Consider the following 17147-nt stretch of genomic DNA (forward strand, 5'->3'; position numbering starts at 1 on the left):
CGGCCGCCGGGCCGCACCCGTGTCCTCCGGACGGAGGACGCCACCCCGACCAAGGGAGGGGGCGCCCCAGGGCGCGGGAGCCCCCGGCGCGGACGCGGACGGGCCCCGGGCGCGAACTCGCGCCCGGAGCCCGTCGGGAGGGGGTCGTTCAGAACAGGCGGAGCACGTCCGGCTCGATCCCGCGCAGCTCGTCGTAGTCCAGCACCACACAGGCGATGCCGCGGTCCTCGGCGAGCACACGGGCCTGCGGCTTGATCTCCTGGGCGGCGAACACGCCGCGCACCGGCGCGAGCTGCGGGTCCCGGTTGAGCAGCTCCAGGTAGCGGGTGAGCTGTTCGACGCCGTCGATGTCGCCGCGGCGCTTGAGCTCCACCGCGACGGTGGCGTTGGCGCCGTCCCGGCACAGGATGTCCACCGGGCCGATCGCCGTGGGGTACTCGCGGCGGATGAGGGTGTAGCCGTCGCCGAGGGTGGTGATGTGCTCGGCCAGCAGCTCCTGGAGGTGGGCCTCCACGCCGTCCTTCTGCAGGCCGGGGTCCTTGCCCAGCTCGTGCGAGGAGTCGTGCAGGACCTCCTCGACGGTCAGCACCAGCTTCTCACCGGACTTGCCGTGGGTGACCGTCCACACGTCGGGCCCGTCGGCGACGGTCTCCTCGCGCAGTTTGCAGGGCGGGTTCATCCAGTTCAGCGGTTTGAACGCCCGGTCGTCGGCGTGGATGGACACACTCCCGTCGGCCTTGAAAAGGATCAGGCGGGGAGCCATGGGCAGGTGGGCGGTGAGACGGCCGACGTAGTCGACACTGCACCGAGCGATGACGAGACGCACGAAACGTCACGTTACCGCCTCCGCCGGACGCGCGGGGCGCAACCGCGTATCGTCCGCCCGCCCCGTTCGGCGTTGACGACCGCGTCCACAGGGATGTGCCTCCGGGGGAAGACAGGTGTGTCCCCCCGGCGCCATGACGGGGCGCGGCCCGGCCCCTAACGTCGCCAGGGGCGCGCGGATGCGCGCGCCCGCGACGACGAAGGGACTTCCATGTCGCTGACGGTCTCTCCCGACCTGCTGGAGAAGGCGAAGCACGGCCCGGTCGAGGACGCCGACTTCATCGCCTGCATCAAGGACTCCCTGCCCTACGCCTGGGAGGTGGTCAGCGGGCTGGCCGAGGGCGCCCGGACCGCCGAGTCCGGCTTCGAGGCGAACGAGGTGCCCCCGCCCGGCGAGCAGGAGAGGGGACAGCTGCTGCGCCTGCTCGCCAGCGACGCCATGCGCGGCGCGGTGGAGCGGCACTTCGGCCTGCGCCTGGCCTTCCAGAACTGCCACCGCGTCGCCCTCTTCGCGCCCGGGGCCGAGGCGGCCCACGCCGAGTTCACCTCCCCACGCGCCCAGCTGCTCAACCAGTCGCCCGAGCTCGTCGACTGCTAGGGACGGCCCCGACACGCGTGGTCGCGCCCCCCGGGAGGGAGCGGTGCCGCCCCGCCGCGGCCGGGGCACGGCGGCACCGCCACCGCCGCCACCGCCGCACCGGATGGCACCGAGTGCCCGACTCGGGCATCCCGTGCGCGGGACGGCTCGGCCGGGCCCGTAGTCTGGGCGTATGGTGCAGGAATTTGACAAGGTCGGTGTCGTCGGACTCGGCGCGATGGGCGCGGGTATCGCCGAGGTGTTCGCCCGCGCGGGGTTCAACGTCACCGGGGTCGAGATCGACCAGGCCGCCGTCGACCGCGGCCGCGCCCACGTGGACCGGTCCCTCTCGAAGGCGGTGGACAAGGGCAAGCTCACCGAGGACGAACGCACCGGGATCGACGCCCGGCTGACGTTCACCACCTCGCGCGAGGACCTCGCCGACGCGGACTTCGTCGTCGAGGCCGTCCCCGAACGGATGGACATCAAGAAGGACGTCTTCGCGGACCTGGACCGGATCTGCCCGCCCGGCACGATCCTGGCCACCAACACGTCCTCGCTGTCGGTCACCGAGATCGCCGCGCTCACCGGCCGCTCGGACAAGGTCGTGGGGCTCCACTTCTTCAACCCCGCCCCGGTCATGAAGCTGGTCGAGGTCATCACCACGGTCTCCACCAGCGCCGAGACCGTCGACGTGGTCACCGAGGTGGCCAAGCGCATCGGCAAGACCCCCGTGGCGGTCGGCGACCGCGCCGGGTTCGTGGCCAACGCCCTGCTCGTGCCCTACATCAACGACGCGATCCGCCTGTACGAGCGCAAGGTGGCCACCCGCGAGGAGATCGACGCCTCGGTGCAGAAGGCCGCGGGACTGCCCATGGGCCCGCTGACCCTCGCCGACCTGGTCGGCCTCGACGTCTGCCTGGCCGTCATGGACGTCCTGTGGGAGGAGTACCGCGACCGGCGCTACGCCGCCTCGCCGCTGCTGCGCCGCATGGTGGCCGCGGGCCGCCTGGGCCGCAAGTCCGGCCAGGGCTTCTACGCCGGCACCGACGAGGCCCCCGAACCCCGCCCCACCGGCCGCTACGCGCAGATGATCCAGGAGGAGGAGACCCTGGACCTGGGCGAGGTCCTCCTCGCGCCGCAGATCGACGACGCGCTGCGCATGATCGGCGACGGCTACGCCTCCGCCAGGGACGTCGACACCGCCATGCGCTTCGGCTGCGGCTACCCCAAGGGCCCCACCGAACTGCTGGAGGAGCGCGGCGCCGAGTCCGTGGTCACCACCCTGGTCGCGATGGGCGAGTACGGCCTCACCGACATCCCGGTGCCCGCCCCGCTGCTGATGGACCAGCTGCCCGACGCCCCGGAGAGCGAGGGCCACGGCGGCTGCGCCTGCCACGCCTGACACGCCGACCGGAGGCGTCGCCGCCGCGGGGCACGGTTCCCCGATCCGCGGCGGCGCCTCCGTACCGGCCCCGAGCCCGGCACGGGAGCGCCACGGCGCACGAGACGGCTCCGGCCACCGCGCCGGGCCTCCCGTCGCGCGGGGAGGCGGAGCGCGCCGCCGCCGAGCGTGTGGCGGCAGCCACTGCCGGTCCTCTTCTACCCTGGACGGTGTGAGCCCGCGCCGTAACTCTCCCCGCCGCACATCCGCCCGGGGCCGCAAGGCCCCCGGCGGCGCCCCCGACGACGAGGACGCCCTCATGCTGCGCGTCACCGGCGGACAGCGCCGCGAGACCGGCCCCGACGGCGAGTGGGTCACGCGCCGCATCCCCGGCGCCGCCGCCACCAAGGTCTACCGCTGCCCCGGCTGCGCCCAGGAGATCCCGACCGGCATGGCGCACGTCGTGGCCTGGCGCCCCTACGGCGACGGCGACGACCGGCGCCACTGGCACTCCTCCTGCTGGGACCGGCGCTCCCAACGCGCGCCGCGCTCCCCCCGCCGCTGAGCCCCGGCCACCTACCCCGGACACGAGGAGCCATGGAGATCCGAGCCACCACGGTGCTGCCCGCCGTGAGACGACCCGTCACCCTGCACACCGCCGACGGCCTGGAGCTGGTCGGCGAGCTGGCCCTGCCCGAGGGCCGCGACCCCAAGGCCACCCTGGTGTGCCTGCACCCCCTGCCGACCGCCGAGGGCATGATGGACAGCCACGTCCTGCGCAAGGCGTCGTTCCGGCTGCCCGCGCTGGCCGACATCGCGGTGCTGCGGTTCAACACCCGCGGCACCGGTTCACGGCACGGCACCAGCCAGGGCGAGTTCGGCGAGGGTGAGACCGAGAAGCACGACGTGCTCGCCGCCATCGAGTTCACCGAGTTCGAGGGCCTGCCCGAACCCTGGCTGCTGGGCTGGTCCTTCGGCACCGAGCTGGCCCTCAAGTGGGGCGCGGACCCGCAGGTCAAGGGCGCGATCCTGCTGTCGCCGCCGCTGCACCGCGCCGACGAGGCCGACATGGCGGTGTGGGCGCGCACCGGCAAGCCGGTGGTCGCCCTGGTCCCCGAGCACGACGACTACCTGCGCCCCGACGAGGCCAGGGAGCGCTTCGAACCGCTCTCCCAGTGCGAGGTCGTCGGAGTCGAGGGCGCCAAGCACCTGTGGGTGGGCGAGCCCTACGTGCGCCGCGTGCTGGACGAGATCGTCAAGCGGGTCAACCCCGAGGCCTACCCCCTCCCCGTGGAGTGGGACGGTCCGTACGAGAAGGACGTCCAGACCCTCGGTTAGACCCGCCCGGGCCTGAACATCGCGCCGCCGCTGCCCCCTGCCGTCCCCGCTGACGGTCCGCCGTCGCCGCGCCCGGCCCCGGGCCCGCCGAGGGAGGCGCCGGACCGTGTCCGACACGACGAAGGACCCGCCCTCCCCGGCGTCAGCCGGGGAGGGCGGGTCCTCGCACGTGGGGGGAGGGTGTCAGCCCCGAACGGGCCGGGACCCTACTCCTGCCACCAGTCCTCGTCGTCGGCGCCCTTGCCGGAGTGCACCGGCTGCCGGGTCTCCTCGGCGGCCGGAGCGGGCTCCTGCGGGATCGCGGCCGGGGCCGGAGCGGCGGCGACCGGCGCGGCCGGAGCCGGGGCCGGGGCGGCCGGTCCGCCACCGCCGAGCAGCTGGCGCAGCTGCTGGAGGTGCGACTGGATGCTGTCGCGCTGGCGGTTGAGCTCGTCGACCTCCTTCTTGGCGGCCGTCATGATCCGGTTGGCCTCGGACTTGGCGTCCCCGAGCTGGTGCTCGGCCTTGGACTTGGCCTCGGCCTCGATCTGGGCGGCGTTCTTCTTGGCGTTGCCGACCAGCTGCTTGGCGTGGTTCTCGGCGTCGCGGCGGGTCTGCTCGGCCTGCTGGCTCGCCTTGGTGGCGCGCTGCTCGGCGCTGGCGGCCCGCTCCTCGGCCTCGTTGACCATCTTCTGCGTGGCGGCCTGGGCGGCGGCGAGGCGCTCGGCGTCCTGGCGCTCGGCCTCGGCGCGGCGGTCGGCCAGCTGGAGCTCGAACTGGTCCTCGGCCTCGGTGCGCCGGGCCTCGGACTCGGCGTAGGCGCGCTCGGCGTTCTTGCGCAGCTCCTCGGCCTGGCTCTTGGCCGACTGGATGGTCTCGTCGCGCTCGCGCTTGGCCGCGGCGCGGGCCTGGGCGCACTCGCGCTCGGTGGTGGTGCGCAGCTTGGCGATCTCGCCCTCGAAGGTCGCCCGCTTCTCGGCGATCTCGTGGTCGACCGCGGAACGCTTCTTCTGCACCTCGCGCTCGGTGGTGGAGGCGAGCTCGTCGGCCTCGCGGCGGGCGGTGGTGGAGATCTCCTCCGCCTCGGACTCGGCGGTCTGGCGGGCCTCGTCGGCCTCGCGCTGGGCGAGGGTGCGCACCTCGGTGGCCTCGGACTCGGCGGCCGCGCGCATGTCGGCGGCCTCGATCTTGGCGGCCGAGCGGATGTCGTTGGCGTCGATCTGCGCGCTCTGGACCAGCTCGTTGGCCTGCTCCTCGGCCAGGCGCAGCAGCTCCTCGATGCGCGAGCCCAGACCGGAGTAGGAGGGGCGCTCGCGCTCCTGGAGCTGGCGGTTCTTGGCGTTGAGCTCGGCCTTGAGCTTCTCGGTCTGCTTCGAGTACTGCTTGAGGTCGTTGCGCAGGCTGGCCGCGTAGTCATCCACCTGGGTGCGGTCATACCCACGCAGCACCACGTCGAATTCGTGCGGGGTGTTGTCCTCGTCGAAGATGTTGTTGAGCTGGGTGTCGATGTTGTTTGACGGCATGTGGCGGAATCCTGAACGGGTGCGAGACGGCTACTTGCAAGGGGCCGGGGACGGCGGGGAGGGCGGCAGCGCTGTCCCCGGGGACGGGTCCGGTCGCGAGCCGGGGGATGGGGCGGGCGACGACGGGCTGGTGAGCCCTGACCGCCTCCGAGGTCGTCCGTGTGCGCCACGTCATCCGACACGGCGGTACGGCCGACCCGACTCGGCTACCGGACTGCAAGACATGGACCAACGCCGGAATAGCGCATCCGGCAGCTAGCCGACTTTATCAAGCGCGGAACACCTGGGAAGGGGGTTTGGGGTAACTTCCGGTGGGCTCCGAGGCTAACCACGCCACTGGCGTTCAACCTGTGACTTGTCCGGAACGCCCCCGTGACGCTATCCGGAAATTCCGGGACGGTCGTCGTCCCTTTCCCCGTGCGCCCCATCCGGGCTCTGGACCAGCTCGGTGAGCACGCCGCCGCAGTCCTTGGGGTGCAGGAAGACGATCCTCGACCCCGCCGTCCCCCGCCGCGGCTCGGCGTCCAGCACGCGCACGCCGCTTCCGCCGACGCCCGCCGCGGTGGCGGCCACGTCCGCGGTACCGAAGGCGACGTGGTGGACGCCCTCGCCGTTGCGCTCCAGGAACTTGGCCACCGGGGAGTCCGCGCGGGTGGGTTCGAGCAGCTGGAGGTAGGTGGCGCCGCCGTCGTCGGTGCCGTTGACCCGGAGCATGGCCTCGCGCACGCCCTGCTCCTCGTTCACCTCCTCGTGCTCCACCTCGAACCCGTACGTGGACCGGTAGAAGGCCACCGAGGCGTCCAGGTCGCGGCAGGCGATGCCCACGTGGTCGAGCCGGGTCAGGCCGGAGAACGGGACGGCGGGTGCGGACGGGGCCGGAGGAACGGAGGGGGAGGAGGGGGCGGAGGAGGAGGGCGGGGTGATGAACTCGCTGGCCGAGTGCGGTGCGTCACTCATGGGGTGAACCTCCCGGGGATCGCTGACGGCGGTGTGGGTATCGTTGCAGACCAGGTGCGTCACCCATGCATTTGGAGGCCAGTTACGATGCCCGGTTCCGTCATCGTCGGTGGGGCACGGACCCCCACCGGCAGACTCCTCGGCTCCCTCGCCGGGTTCTCCGCCGCCGATCTCGGGGGCTTCGCGATCAAGGCCGCCCTGGAACGCGCCGGCGTCACCGGCGAACAGGTCGGATACGTGGTCATGGGACAGGTGCTCCAGGCGGGCGCCGGCCAGATCCCGTCCCGCCAGGCCGCCGTCAAGGCCGGCATCCCCATGAACGTGCCGTCGGTGACGATCAACAAGGTCTGCCTGTCCGGCCTGGACGCGATCGCCCTCGCCGACCAGCTCATCACCGCGGGCGAGTTCGACGTGGTCGTGGCCGGGGGCATGGAGTCCATGACCAACGCGCCGCACCTGCTGCCCAAGTCGCGCAAGGGCTACAAGTACGGGTCGGTCGAGGTCTTGGACGCGACCGCGCACGACGGCCTGACCGACGCCTTCGAGGGCGACTCCATGGGCGCCTCCACCGAGCGCCACAACGGCAAGCTCGGCATCGGGCGCCAGGAGCAGGACGCCTTCGCGGCCCGCTCTCACCAGCGCGCGGCCGCCGCGGCCGCCGCCGGGTACTTCGACGCCGAGATCGTCCCCGTCCAGATCCCGCAGCGCAAGGGCGACCCCGTCGTCTTCTCCGCGGACGAGGGCGTGCGGGCCGACACCACCGCCGAGAGCCTGGCCCGGCTGCGCCCCGCCTTCGACAGCGAGGGCACCATCACCGCGGGCTCCTCCTCGCAGATCTCCGACGGCGCCGCCGCGGTGGTCGTGATGAGCCGCGCCAAGGCGGAGGAACTGGGCGCCACGGTCCTGGCCGAGATCGGCGCGCACGGCAACGTCGCCGGTCCGGACAACTCGCTGCACTCCCAGCCCTCCAACGCCATCCGGCACGCGCTGGGCAAGGCGGGCCGCTCGGTCGAGGACCTGGACCTGATCGAGATCAACGAGGCCTTCGCCGCGGTGGGCCTGCAGTCCACCCGCGACCTGGGCGTCTCGGAGGACATCGTCAACGTCAACGGCGGCGCCATCGCGCTCGGCCACCCGATCGGCGCCTCCGGGGCCCGCATCGCCCTGCACCTGGTCCACGAGCTGCGCCGCCGCGGCGGCGGGTTCGGTGCGGCCGCCCTGTGCGGTGGCGGCGGCCAGGGCGACGCCCTGCTGTTCACGGTCCCCGCCGAGTAGCGCCGCCGGCGGTCCCTGCCCAGCGGTGCCGTTGACGGCGACCGCCGAGTAGCGCCGCTCAGGGTGCCCGTCGAGCGGCGTCGCTGACGGGCCCTGTCCGGCGGGCCGCTCAGGGTGCCCCCGGCGGCACCGCCCGCGGACACCGGGAGATCCCCGGACGCCCGCGTGGCGGACCGCGCGGGGGACCCGATCCGAAGACACTGTGACTCGAAGACACCGTGTACCCGGGAGAGCCCCGGGGACACGACGCACCTGACAGCCGCGGGGCGGGGGCCACGAGCCCTCGCCCCGTCCTGCTCCGCCCACACCGAGGAGTTCCATGGACGCCCCCCAACTGGTCGAACGGGTCCGCGAGGGCGACCGCCGGGCACTGGCCCGCGCGATCACCCTGGTCGAGAACGGTTCCGCGGCCCTGCGCGAGATCATGGCGGGCCTGGCCCCGCACACCGGACGTGCCCGGGTGGTGGGTTTCACCGGCTCCCCGGGGGTGGGCAAGTCCACCACCACCAACGCCGTCGTGCGCGCCGCCCGGGCGAAGGGGCTGACCGTCGCCGTGCTGGCCGTGGACCCGTCCTCGCCGTTCACCGGCGGCGCCCTGCTCGGCGACCGCGTGCGGATGCAGGAGCACGCCACCGACCCGGGGGTGTTCATCCGCTCCATGGCCAACCGCGGGCACCTGGGCGGACTGTCCTGGGCCACGCCGCACGCCCTGCGGGTGCTCGACGCGGCCGGGTTCGACGTGATCCTGGTGGAGACGGTGGGCGTGGGCCAGGCCGAGGTGGAGATCGCCGGACAGGCCGACACCACCGTGGTGCTGTGCGCCCCGGGCATGGGCGACTCGGTGCAGGCCGCCAAGGCGGGCGTGCTGGAGGTCGCCGACGTCTTCGCGATCAACAAGGCCGACCGGGAGGGCGCCAAGTCCACCCTGCGCGAACTGCGCCAGATGATCGCCATGAAGGACCGCACCGACCAGGAGTGGAAGCCGCCGATCGTGATGACCGTCGCCTCCAGGGACGAGGGCGTCGAGGAGCTGTGGGAGCGGGTGGACCAGCACTTCGCCCACCTGGAGGCGAGTGGCGACCTGACCCGCCGCCGCCGGACCCGCGCCCGGGACGAGGTGCAGGCGATCGTGCTGGACCTGCTGCGCTCGCGGATGGGCGGGGCGGGCGACGACACCGGCCTGGACGCACTGGCCGAGGATGTGGCGGAGGGGCGGAGGGACCCCTACGCCGCCGCTGACGTGGTGCTGAAGGAACTGGGCGCCGACCTGGGGTGAGGGTGGTGTCGGTAGCTGTTGGCGGTACTGGTGGTGCTGGCAGTGCTTGGGGTGCTGGTGGGTCTGGCGGTGGTGTCGGTGTCAGTGGCAGCCGTGTTTTTCGCGGGTGGCTGGGTTTTCCACAGGTGGGGGTTGGGGCTGGTCGTGGGTGGTGTGGCGATGGTTTGCTGGAAATAGGGGGGATCCCACCCACGGATGTTTTGGCATGCCCTAAACCGCCTCGCCGGGAATAAAGAACTGAGGGGCAGGGAGGGGCCGCCATCAGGTCTCTCCCCTACGCCATTCCTGTTGGGGGTTGTTGGCGGCAACGAAAGCGCGCCAGCTGCCGCGAAAAGGTGCGGACGGCGGGAAGCGGTGGGCGCCGGGTGGGGGTGCGGGTGGCTAACGAAAAGCGGCACCAAAGGCAGGAGCAACCACCGGAGGGCGACCAACGCCCGGGGTGTGAGGGTGGTCGGACTCTGCTGCGTCGGCACCAACGGCAAGCAGGCCCTCCGGCCTCGGGCAACGATCCTGGCCCCTGTGGTCGGCGCGGGCGACGATCGCGCCAACAGCAAGAGGTCATTCTGGGTGCACCTTTTCGGACACCTTTCCAGTCCACCTTGATTGTGGGTCGCAAAGGAGGGGTAACCTTCAGAAAGAAAGGCGTCATATTCGCGCTGTGAATAGTGGAGAAAAGGCGGGCGCTCGCCTATAATAAGAAGTATGGAGATGATGATCGCAGCGCCCGATGCGGCCCCCGGGGAATGTTCCCCGGCCGTGGCCGCGCTGGCCGGTGCGCGCGAAATCATCGACCAGGCGCTGAACGCCGAAGTGCCGCCGGGGGCGGACGAGGCCGCCGCTGAGGAGATCGCGGCGCTGTGGGCCCAGCTGGACCAGATCCGGTACCAGGCTCTGGCGAGGATGGCGCGTTTGTACGCGCGCGGTGCGGTGGCCCGCTACAGCGGCTACTCCACCCTGGACAAGTGGCTGGTACACCACGGCAAGCTGCCCACCGCCCAAGCGAAGGACCTGGCGCGGCTGGCCCAGCACGTGCACGAGGAGACCCTGCCCGCCACGGTGGAAGCGGTGGAGAAGGGCACGGTGGGGTTGGGTGAGGCGGTGGTGATAGCCAAGGTCACCGACAAAGCCGTCCAGACCCGCGATGAGGACCATTTCCCCGACCAGGCGCAGTACCGGCAGGGGTTCGAAGCGGCGTTGGTAGCCGCGAAGACGGAGCGGCCTGCGTTGTCGGTCAACCAGCTCCAGGCGGTGGCCCGCCAGGTCGCGCATCGTTTGGACCCCCACCGCCTGGACCGTGACCATGAGGCGGCTCACGCCGCCCGTGGGCTGGTCGTCCATGACACGTTCCAGGGCAGCTACCAGCTCCAAGCCTGGGGCGGGTCTGGGGATGCGTTGGTCGTGCGCGCGGCGATCGAGACCTTCACCACCCCACCCGGGGAGGGCGACACCCGGTCCCGGGCCCAGCGGGAGCATGATGCGCTGATCGCGGCGTTGCGTTTTGCCACCACCCACACCGGGTGCGATAACACTCCCGCTCCGCTGGCGCAGATCCGCATCGTCGTACCGGTGCAGACCTACCTGAACGCTCAGGGTCAGGAGGTTCCAGCGCTGGACGAGCACGGCCGGGTCATTCCGGCCGGTGTGGTGCACGAACTCGCTGCTGATGCCGAGGTGGTGCGGATGCTCACCGCAGCCCCCACCGGACAGGTCCTGGACGTGAGCCACAGCCGACGGTTGGCCTCAGCCCGCCAGCGCACCGCCGCCTTCCACGGACACACCACCTGCGCCCACCCGGGCGGATGCGAAGTGCCGGTGGCGTTCTGTCAAGCCGACCACGTCACCTCCTTCTCCCGAGGCGGGCGCACGGTGGTCGCGAACCTGCAACCGCTGTGCGGGCCGCATAACCGGGCCAAGTACCAACGCGAACTCCGCACACACCAACAGCAGGGACGGGGACGAGATCATCCGCCCGACAGGGTTGCGGTTCCACCGCCCCGGGAGTGACCTCGGCCGGGCCGGTCCCCGGTATGCCCGCGCCCGACAGGCGGTCCGGGCCCCGTGCCGCCGTCGTCGTCGCTGCCACCGTCGCCCGCCTGCGCCATGGGGGCCGGTAGCGCTGCCCAAGGCCGGAGGGCCCGCTCGCCTTTGGTGCCGACGCAGCAGAGCTCAGCCACCCGGCTTCAGCCAGCGTTGATCGCCGCCTGCGCTACTTCGCGGCAGCAGGCGACGCTGCCCCGGCCACCATCAGCGGGCGGAGCGTTGGACGGAGCCCCCAGACACCCGCCGCCTTTGGTGCCGACGCAGCAGAGGCCAACCACCCCCGAACGTCAACCGTTGGACGCCTTCCCGTACCACTACGCGGCAGCTGGCGCCACCGCCGGAGCGAGCAACCATCCCCGAACCCCGACCGTTGACCGCCCCCCGCACCACTTCGCAGCAGCTTGTGCGCGCTCACCATCGCCAGTGCCAGCCCCTTCCTCCTGGTGTTCGTCCGGAGCAACGGTCCCCCTGGGAGAACCCGACGCAGAAGCGGCCGGTGCGGACCACGACGGTCCACACCGGCCTACTCCCGGACAGGCCCACTTCCAACCGGGCCCATTCCCAGCCGGGCCTACTTCCAGCCAGACCCACCTTCGGTCCGGCCGGCCTGCTACCAACCCGGCCTGCCACCAGCCCGGCCTGCCACCAGCCCGGCCTGCCTCCGACCCGGCGCACGCCGGGCCAGAGATCGGGCTACCCGGCCAACGCCGTGTCGATGGCGTTCATGAGGCTGCCGTTGGCGTCGTCGCCGTCAACGGACCAGATCATGACGCCGCCCAGGCCTTGGGCCTGAGCCCAGTCGGTCTTCTGGGCCATGGAGATCTCGTCGTCGTAGGTCCAGAAGGTGCTGCCGTTGTACAGCCAGGCGGTGCCCAGCGCGTCGTCGCGGTACAGCTCGTAGCCGCCGGTGCCCACCAGGTTCTTCAGGACCTTCCAGTCGTCGATCCCCGCCTCGTAGCTACCGGGGGCGGGCCCGGTAGCGCTCTGGAAGAGACCGTCGCCGTTCGGGCCGGGCTCCACGCCGGTCCAGCCGCGGCCGTAGAACGGCACGCCGAGCACCATGTCGGCGGGGGCGACGCCGCGGTCGAGGTAGGCCTGGACCGTGGTCTCGGTGGAGTACAGGTCCGGGCCGGGGTCGGCCGGGTCCGGGAGTAGGTTGGACTGGTGGTTGGCGGTGGTCTCCCAGCCGCCGTGGTAGTCGTAGCCCTGCACCGTGATGAAGTCGAAGTCGGTCATGAGCTGCGGCATCTCGAAGCCGAGCTCGATCTTCTCCGGGTCGGCGGGCAGGAACGCGGTCAGCTCGTACTGGCGGCTCGTCTCGGCCTCCAGGGCGTTCAGCTGGTCACGGAACTCCTGTACCAGGGCGGTGAAGTTCTCCTTGTCCTCGGGGCGGATGGTGTTGTGCTCGTGGCCCGCCGATCCCGGCCACTCCCAGTCCAGGTCGATGCCGTCGAAGACCCCGTAGGCGGAGCCGGGGCCGCCCGCGCCGTCGAACACGGGCAGGTTGCCGCGCAGGAACTGGTCGATGCACGAGGAGACCATGCGCTCGCGGGACTCGGCGGTCAGCGCCGCGTCGGAGAAGTGCTCGGACCAGGTCCAGCCGCCCAGGGAGATGTTGACCTTGAGGTCGGGGTACATCTCCTTGAGCTCGCGCAGCTGGTTGAAGTTGCCGCGCAGGTCCTGGTCCCAGGTGTCGCCGACCCCGTCGACGCTGTCGGCGGCCCCGAAGGAGCGGCCGTAGTCGGCCCAGGCGTCGCCCTGGCCGAGCTGGTTGGCCATGAAGCACTCGCCGTTCGCGTTGATGTTGCCGAAGGCGTAGTTGATGTGGGTGAGCTTCTCGGCGGTGCCCGAGGTGACCATGTCGTTCACCAGGTAGTCGCGGCCGTAGATGCCCCACTGGGTGAAGTAGGCGACCCGGCGTTCCTGGGGCGGGTCGGTGGGGCCGCCGCCGTCCGCGTCGGTGGTGGCGGTGACGGCGCCGCTCTCAGGACCCCTGTTGTTGGAGGTGTCGTAGGCGCGCACGGTGAACGTGTGCTCGGTCTGGGGCGCCAGCCCGGTGACGGTGGCGGTGGTGCCGGTGACCGCGCGGACGACCTCCCCGCCGGAGAGGACCTCGTAGCCCGCAACCCCCGCGTTGTCGCCCGCCGCGCCCCACTCCAGGGCCACGGTGGTCGAGGTGGTGCCGGTGACGGCCAGGCCGGTCGGCGCGGTGGGCGGCTCGGTGTCCTCCTCGCCGGGCTCGCCCGAGCAGCTGCCGCCGTTGACCGTGCAGTCCACGGGAGCGGTGTCGCCGCCGCCGTGGGTGCCGTTGAACCCGATGGAGTAGCTGCCGCCCGCCGGGACGGAGGCGCCCCACGAGGGCGGGGTGATGGTGTAGGCGTCACCGGAGCGGCTGAGGGTGGCGTTCCACAGGCTGGTGATCGCGGTGCCGGAGGGGAGCCGGAAGCCGACGCTCCAGTCGGTCAGCGCCGAGCCCGAGCCGTTGGCGATGGTCAGCTGCCCGCCGTAGCCGGTCTCCCAGCGGCTGGTCTCCACGTAGGTGACGGTGACGCCCGCGGTGTCGGCCGACGCGGCCGGGACGGGTGCCAGTGCGAGGGGTAGGACGACCGCGGCGGCCAGTGCCGCGATTCGTTGGCGAAGTCGTGCTCTCACGGTTGCTCCTGGTGCGTGAGCGGTGTGGGGGTTGGCCTTCCGCCGCTGGGGCGGAGGGCTGCGGGGTGTGCGCCCAGGGAGTGCGGTGTCGCGAGCTGACCGGTGGCGGGCTCGGTGGCGCGCGTGAGAGGTGGCGTGTGCGCGGCAGGGGCATGGCGGGCCTCCGACCTGGGGGAGGAAGGGGGAGGGCGGTGTGGTGGCCGGTGCGGACCGTCGCACATCGGTCCGCACCGGCCGTGGCGGCGGTGCTCCCCGGATCAGAGCACCGACGCCGCTCGGTCCCGGTCCGGGATCGCCGGACCGGAAGTCTGTCGGCTGCGGTAGCGGGGCGCGTTCCGGGTGCCCGGGTCGCGCACGGAGCCCGTCCCCGCCGCTCCCGCGCCCCCGGAGGGCGCGCGGTCGCGGCGGGGCGGACGGCTCCTAGTCGCTCAGCGCCGTGTCGATGGCGGCCATGAGGCTGCCCTCGGCGTCGTCGCCGTCGATGGACCAGACCATGACCCCGCCGAGGCCGTTGTCCTGGGCCCAGTCGGTCTTCTGCGTCATGGCGGTCTCGTCGTCGTAGTTCCAGAGCGTGCTGCCGTCGTAGATCCAGGCGGTACCGGCCTCGTCGTTGCGGAAGAGCTCGAACTCGCCGGACGCGACCTTCTCCTCAAGGACCTTCCAGTCCTCGGTGCCCGCCGCGTACGTCCCCTGCGCGGGGCCCGTCGCGGTCTGGAAGAGGCCGTCGCCGTCGGGGCCGGGCTCCACGCCCGTCCACCCCTGTCCGTAGAACGGCACGCCCAGGACGAGCTTGCCGGGGTCCACGCCCCGGTCCAGGTAGGCCTGGACGATGAGCTCGGTGGAGATCACCGGCTGGGGGTCGCGGGCGTCCACGACCAGGTTGGACTGGTGGTTGGTCGTGCTCTCCCAGGTGCCGTGGTAGTCGTAGCCCTGCACCGTGACGAAGTCGAAGTCGGTCATGAGCTCGTCCAGCTCGTACCCGGCGTCCAGGCGCCAGCCTCCCGCAGGCATGAACGCGGTCAGCTCGTAGTGGCGGTCGGTCTCCTCGCCGAGCGCGTCCAGCTGGTCGCGGAACTCCTGCACCAGGGCGGTGAAGTTCTCCTTGTCCTCGGGCCGGACGGTGTTGTGCGGGTGGCCGCCGGAGCCGGGCCACTCCCAGTCCAGGTCGATGCCGTCGAAGACCCCGTAGGCGGCGCCCTCGCCGCCCGCGCCGTCGACCTCGGGCAGGTCACCGCGCAGGTACAGGTCGACGCAGGAGCTGACCAGCCTCTCGCGGGACTCCTCGGTCAGGGCCGCGTCGGAGAAGTACCGGGACCACTCCCAGCCGCCGAGGGAGATGTTGACCTTGAGGTCGGGGTACATCTCCTTGAGTTCACGCAGCTGGTTGAAGTTGCCGCGCAGCTCCTGGCCGGGGTCGTCGGCGGTTCCGTCGACGCTCTCCGCGGCGGGAACTGGGTGCGCGTAGTCGGCGACGGCGCCCTCCTGGCTGGTCCCCTCGTCCGTGGCGCACACGCCCTCGGCGGTGACGTTGCCGAACGCGTAGTTGATGTGCGTGAGCTTCTCCGCGCTGTCGCTGTCGACCAGGTCGCGGACGTGGTAGTCGCGCTCCCCGGCGCTCCACTGGGTGTAGTAGGCGACGCTGTAGCTGTCGTGGGAGGGGCCGCTTCCGTCGTCCCCGGCGCAGGGGGAGCCGTTGACCAGGCAGTCCACGAGGTCGGTGGCGCCGTCGGAGTGCAGCCCGTTGAAGCCGAACGAGTAGCTGCCGCCCGCCGGAACGCTGGCGCCCCAGTGCGGCGGGGTGATCGTGTATCCGCCGGGGGTGCCCGCGAGGGTGGCGTTCCACAACTCGTGGATGCGGCTGCCGTCGGGGAGCGAGAACTCGACGGCCCAGTCGTCGACGGGGGCGTCCGAGGCGTTGTGGACGGTGATCTGGCCGGTGTAGCCGGTGTTCCACCGGGCCGACTCCGTGTAGGTGACCGTCAGGCCGGCGGGGGCGGTCTCCTCGGCGGCCGCGGCCGGGACCGCGGTCGCCGCGAGCGGGGCGAGCAGCACGGCGGCCGCGGCGGCCGCGAGGCGGGTACTGAAACGTCGTGCTCTCACGTCGTGGCATCTCCTGGTGCGGGGGCGGGGGTCGGGGGGACGGACGACCGTGCTCCTGGAGCGGATGACCCTGCTCTCGAAGCGCGTGGACTCTGCTCTCAGAGCGCGTGGGATGGGCTGCGGTCGTGTGCGGGGGATCGCGGGGAGAGCCGCGGTCCGTCAGCGGGGTTCGGCGGCCTCCCTGGGGGTGGTCCACGGGCCAAGTGAGGACAGGTCGTCACCTTGAGCCTCTGACGTGGGGGGATAAATTTTTAGGAAACTTAACTAATAATTCCGCGCTCCGTCAAGACCCGGTGGGGACTCTCCGCTCGCCCCCGCGTGCGCGGCGGCGGGCTCCACGCGCCCTCCGCCGGAGGACCGGCGGATTTGCCGAGTTGGCGGGGTGGACCAGTTCCGGGCGCGGAACCTGTCCCTTTGTGGCCACGGAAAAGTCTTGTCTTCTTTCCTGTCCGCTGTTATGTGCTCTGTGTGATTCTTGCTCCGGGCCTTCTCCCGGTCCCGTGAACCCCCCATGTCACGCCCGCCTCGGAGTGCCGGTTCCGTCACTTCGGTTGGCCGGGGCGGACGCCCGGGCCGTGCTCGGGGCGGCGTCCGGCGGCCGGGCCGCGCGGGAGTGGGGGCGGGCCCCCTTCCGGTCGGGCGGGCGGGCCCTTCCCGCTGGCTAGAGTGAACCCGTGGGTAACCCGTTGAATCTCCCGTTCGACCCGATCGAGCGGGCACACGACAACTGGACGCGCAGATGGGGGCCCTCGCCCGCCATGGCGGCGGTCACCTCGGTCATGCGCGCGCAGCAGATCCTGATCGGGGAGCTGGACGGCGCCCTCAAGCCGTTCGGCCTGACCTTCGCCCGCTACGAGGCGCTCGTCCTGCTCACCTTCAGCGGTTCCGGCTCGCTGCCCCTGGGCAAGATCGGTGAGCGCCTCATGGTGCACCCGACCAGCGTCACCAACACCATCGACCGGCTGGAGGGGCAGGGCTTCGTGCGCCGCCGCCCCAACCCGAGCGACGGTCGCGGCGTGCTGGCCGAGATCACCGACGCCGGGCGCCGGGTCACCGAGGAGGCGACCGGGGCGCTGCTGTCCATGGACTTCGGCCTGGGCTGTTACTCCGACGAGGAGCTGTGGCGCATGCACGAGATGTTCACCCGGCTCAGGGTGGACTTCGGCGACTTCCCCGAGCCCGTCGCGGAGGCCGCCGAGGGCCGCTGACCGCCCGCCGCGC

At 71.9% G+C, this 17147-nt stretch carries 13 protein-coding genes; 8 read left to right on the forward strand and 5 right to left on the reverse strand.

All coding sequences use genetic code 11. The annotated features are described in order from the left end of the window. Positions 1-148: 148 nt before the first annotated feature. A complete protein-coding gene (nucS, locus tag ACSTA4_RS05600) occupies positions 149-826 on the reverse strand; it encodes an endonuclease NucS (RefSeq protein WP_444962657.1) in 678 nt (225 codons plus the stop codon). Between the two features lie 210 nt (positions 827-1036). Here nucS and ACSTA4_RS05605 point away from each other — a divergent pair, with 210 nt between their 5' ends. The 4 genes from ACSTA4_RS05605 to ACSTA4_RS05620 all read left to right on the forward strand — a co-directional run bounded on the left by ACSTA4_RS05605 (position 1037) and on the right by ACSTA4_RS05620 (position 4124). Continuing rightward, on the forward strand, positions 1037-1423 hold the full coding sequence (locus tag ACSTA4_RS05605) for an SCO5389 family protein (protein ID WP_274976449.1): 387 nt from the start codon (positions 1037-1039) through the stop codon (positions 1421-1423). Between the two features lie 172 nt (positions 1424-1595). Beyond that, on the forward strand, positions 1596-2807 hold the full coding sequence (locus tag ACSTA4_RS05610; RefSeq protein WP_444962658.1) for a 3-hydroxybutyryl-CoA dehydrogenase: 1212 nt from the start codon (positions 1596-1598) through the stop codon (positions 2805-2807). A gap of 211 nt (positions 2808-3018) precedes the next feature. After that, positions 3019-3351, forward strand: a complete 333-nt coding sequence (locus tag ACSTA4_RS05615) for an ATP/GTP-binding protein (protein WP_444962659.1) — start codon at positions 3019-3021, stop codon at positions 3349-3351. 32 nt (positions 3352-3383) lie between these two features. Continuing rightward, the gene (locus ACSTA4_RS05620; RefSeq protein WP_248773738.1) at positions 3384-4124 is read left to right on the forward strand and encodes an alpha/beta hydrolase; all 741 of its coding nucleotides are present in this window, start codon (positions 3384-3386) and stop codon (positions 4122-4124) included. 206 nt (positions 4125-4330) lie between these two features. Here the strand turns inward: ACSTA4_RS05620 and ACSTA4_RS05625 are convergent, their stop codons facing one another. Both ACSTA4_RS05625 and mce read right to left on the reverse strand, forming a co-directional pair. Then, the gene (locus ACSTA4_RS05625) at positions 4331-5626 is read right to left on the reverse strand and encodes a DivIVA domain-containing protein (RefSeq protein WP_047868503.1); all 1296 of its coding nucleotides are present in this window, start codon (positions 5624-5626) and stop codon (positions 4331-4333) included. Positions 5627-6004: 378 nt separating this feature from the next. Further along, positions 6005-6583, reverse strand: a complete 579-nt coding sequence (gene mce, locus ACSTA4_RS05630; RefSeq protein WP_274976452.1) for a methylmalonyl-CoA epimerase — start codon at positions 6581-6583, stop codon at positions 6005-6007. Between the two features lie 87 nt (positions 6584-6670). On the opposite strand from mce, the gene ACSTA4_RS05635 reads away from it, so the two are divergent. From ACSTA4_RS05635 to ACSTA4_RS05645, 3 genes are all read left to right on the forward strand, one after another. Further along, the gene (locus ACSTA4_RS05635; protein ID WP_248773741.1) at positions 6671-7858 is read left to right on the forward strand and encodes an acetyl-CoA C-acetyltransferase; all 1188 of its coding nucleotides are present in this window, start codon (positions 6671-6673) and stop codon (positions 7856-7858) included. Between the two features lie 319 nt (positions 7859-8177). Beyond that, positions 8178-9134, forward strand: coding sequence for a methylmalonyl Co-A mutase-associated GTPase MeaB (meaB, locus tag ACSTA4_RS05640; RefSeq protein ID WP_444962660.1), 957 nt, complete (start codon positions 8178-8180; stop codon positions 9132-9134). A gap of 711 nt (positions 9135-9845) precedes the next feature. Next, the gene (locus tag ACSTA4_RS05645; protein WP_444964104.1) at positions 9846-11138 is read left to right on the forward strand and encodes a DUF222 domain-containing protein; all 1293 of its coding nucleotides are present in this window, start codon (positions 9846-9848) and stop codon (positions 11136-11138) included. Between the two features lie 729 nt (positions 11139-11867). Here the strand turns inward: ACSTA4_RS05645 and ACSTA4_RS05650 are convergent. Both ACSTA4_RS05650 and ACSTA4_RS05655 read right to left on the reverse strand, forming a co-directional pair. After that, complete coding sequence (locus tag ACSTA4_RS05650; RefSeq protein WP_444962661.1) at positions 11868-13826, reverse strand: glycosyl hydrolase family 18 protein; 1959 nt, start codon at positions 13824-13826, stop codon at positions 11868-11870. Positions 13827-14246: 420 nt separating this feature from the next. Next, the gene (locus ACSTA4_RS05655; RefSeq protein ID WP_444962662.1) at positions 14247-15926 is read right to left on the reverse strand and encodes a glycosyl hydrolase family 18 protein; all 1680 of its coding nucleotides are present in this window, start codon (positions 15924-15926) and stop codon (positions 14247-14249) included. A 686-nt stretch (positions 15927-16612) separates the two neighbouring features. Here ACSTA4_RS05655 and ACSTA4_RS05660 point away from each other — a divergent pair. Beyond that, positions 16613-17134 carry a MarR family winged helix-turn-helix transcriptional regulator gene (locus ACSTA4_RS05660; protein WP_041552213.1) on the forward strand — a complete coding sequence of 174 codons (522 nt, stop codon included), beginning with the start codon at positions 16613-16615 and terminating at the stop codon, positions 17132-17134. The last annotated feature ends 13 nt before the right edge of the window (positions 17135-17147 follow it).

The sequence above is a fragment of the Nocardiopsis sp. M1B1 genome, from assembly GCF_052466615.1.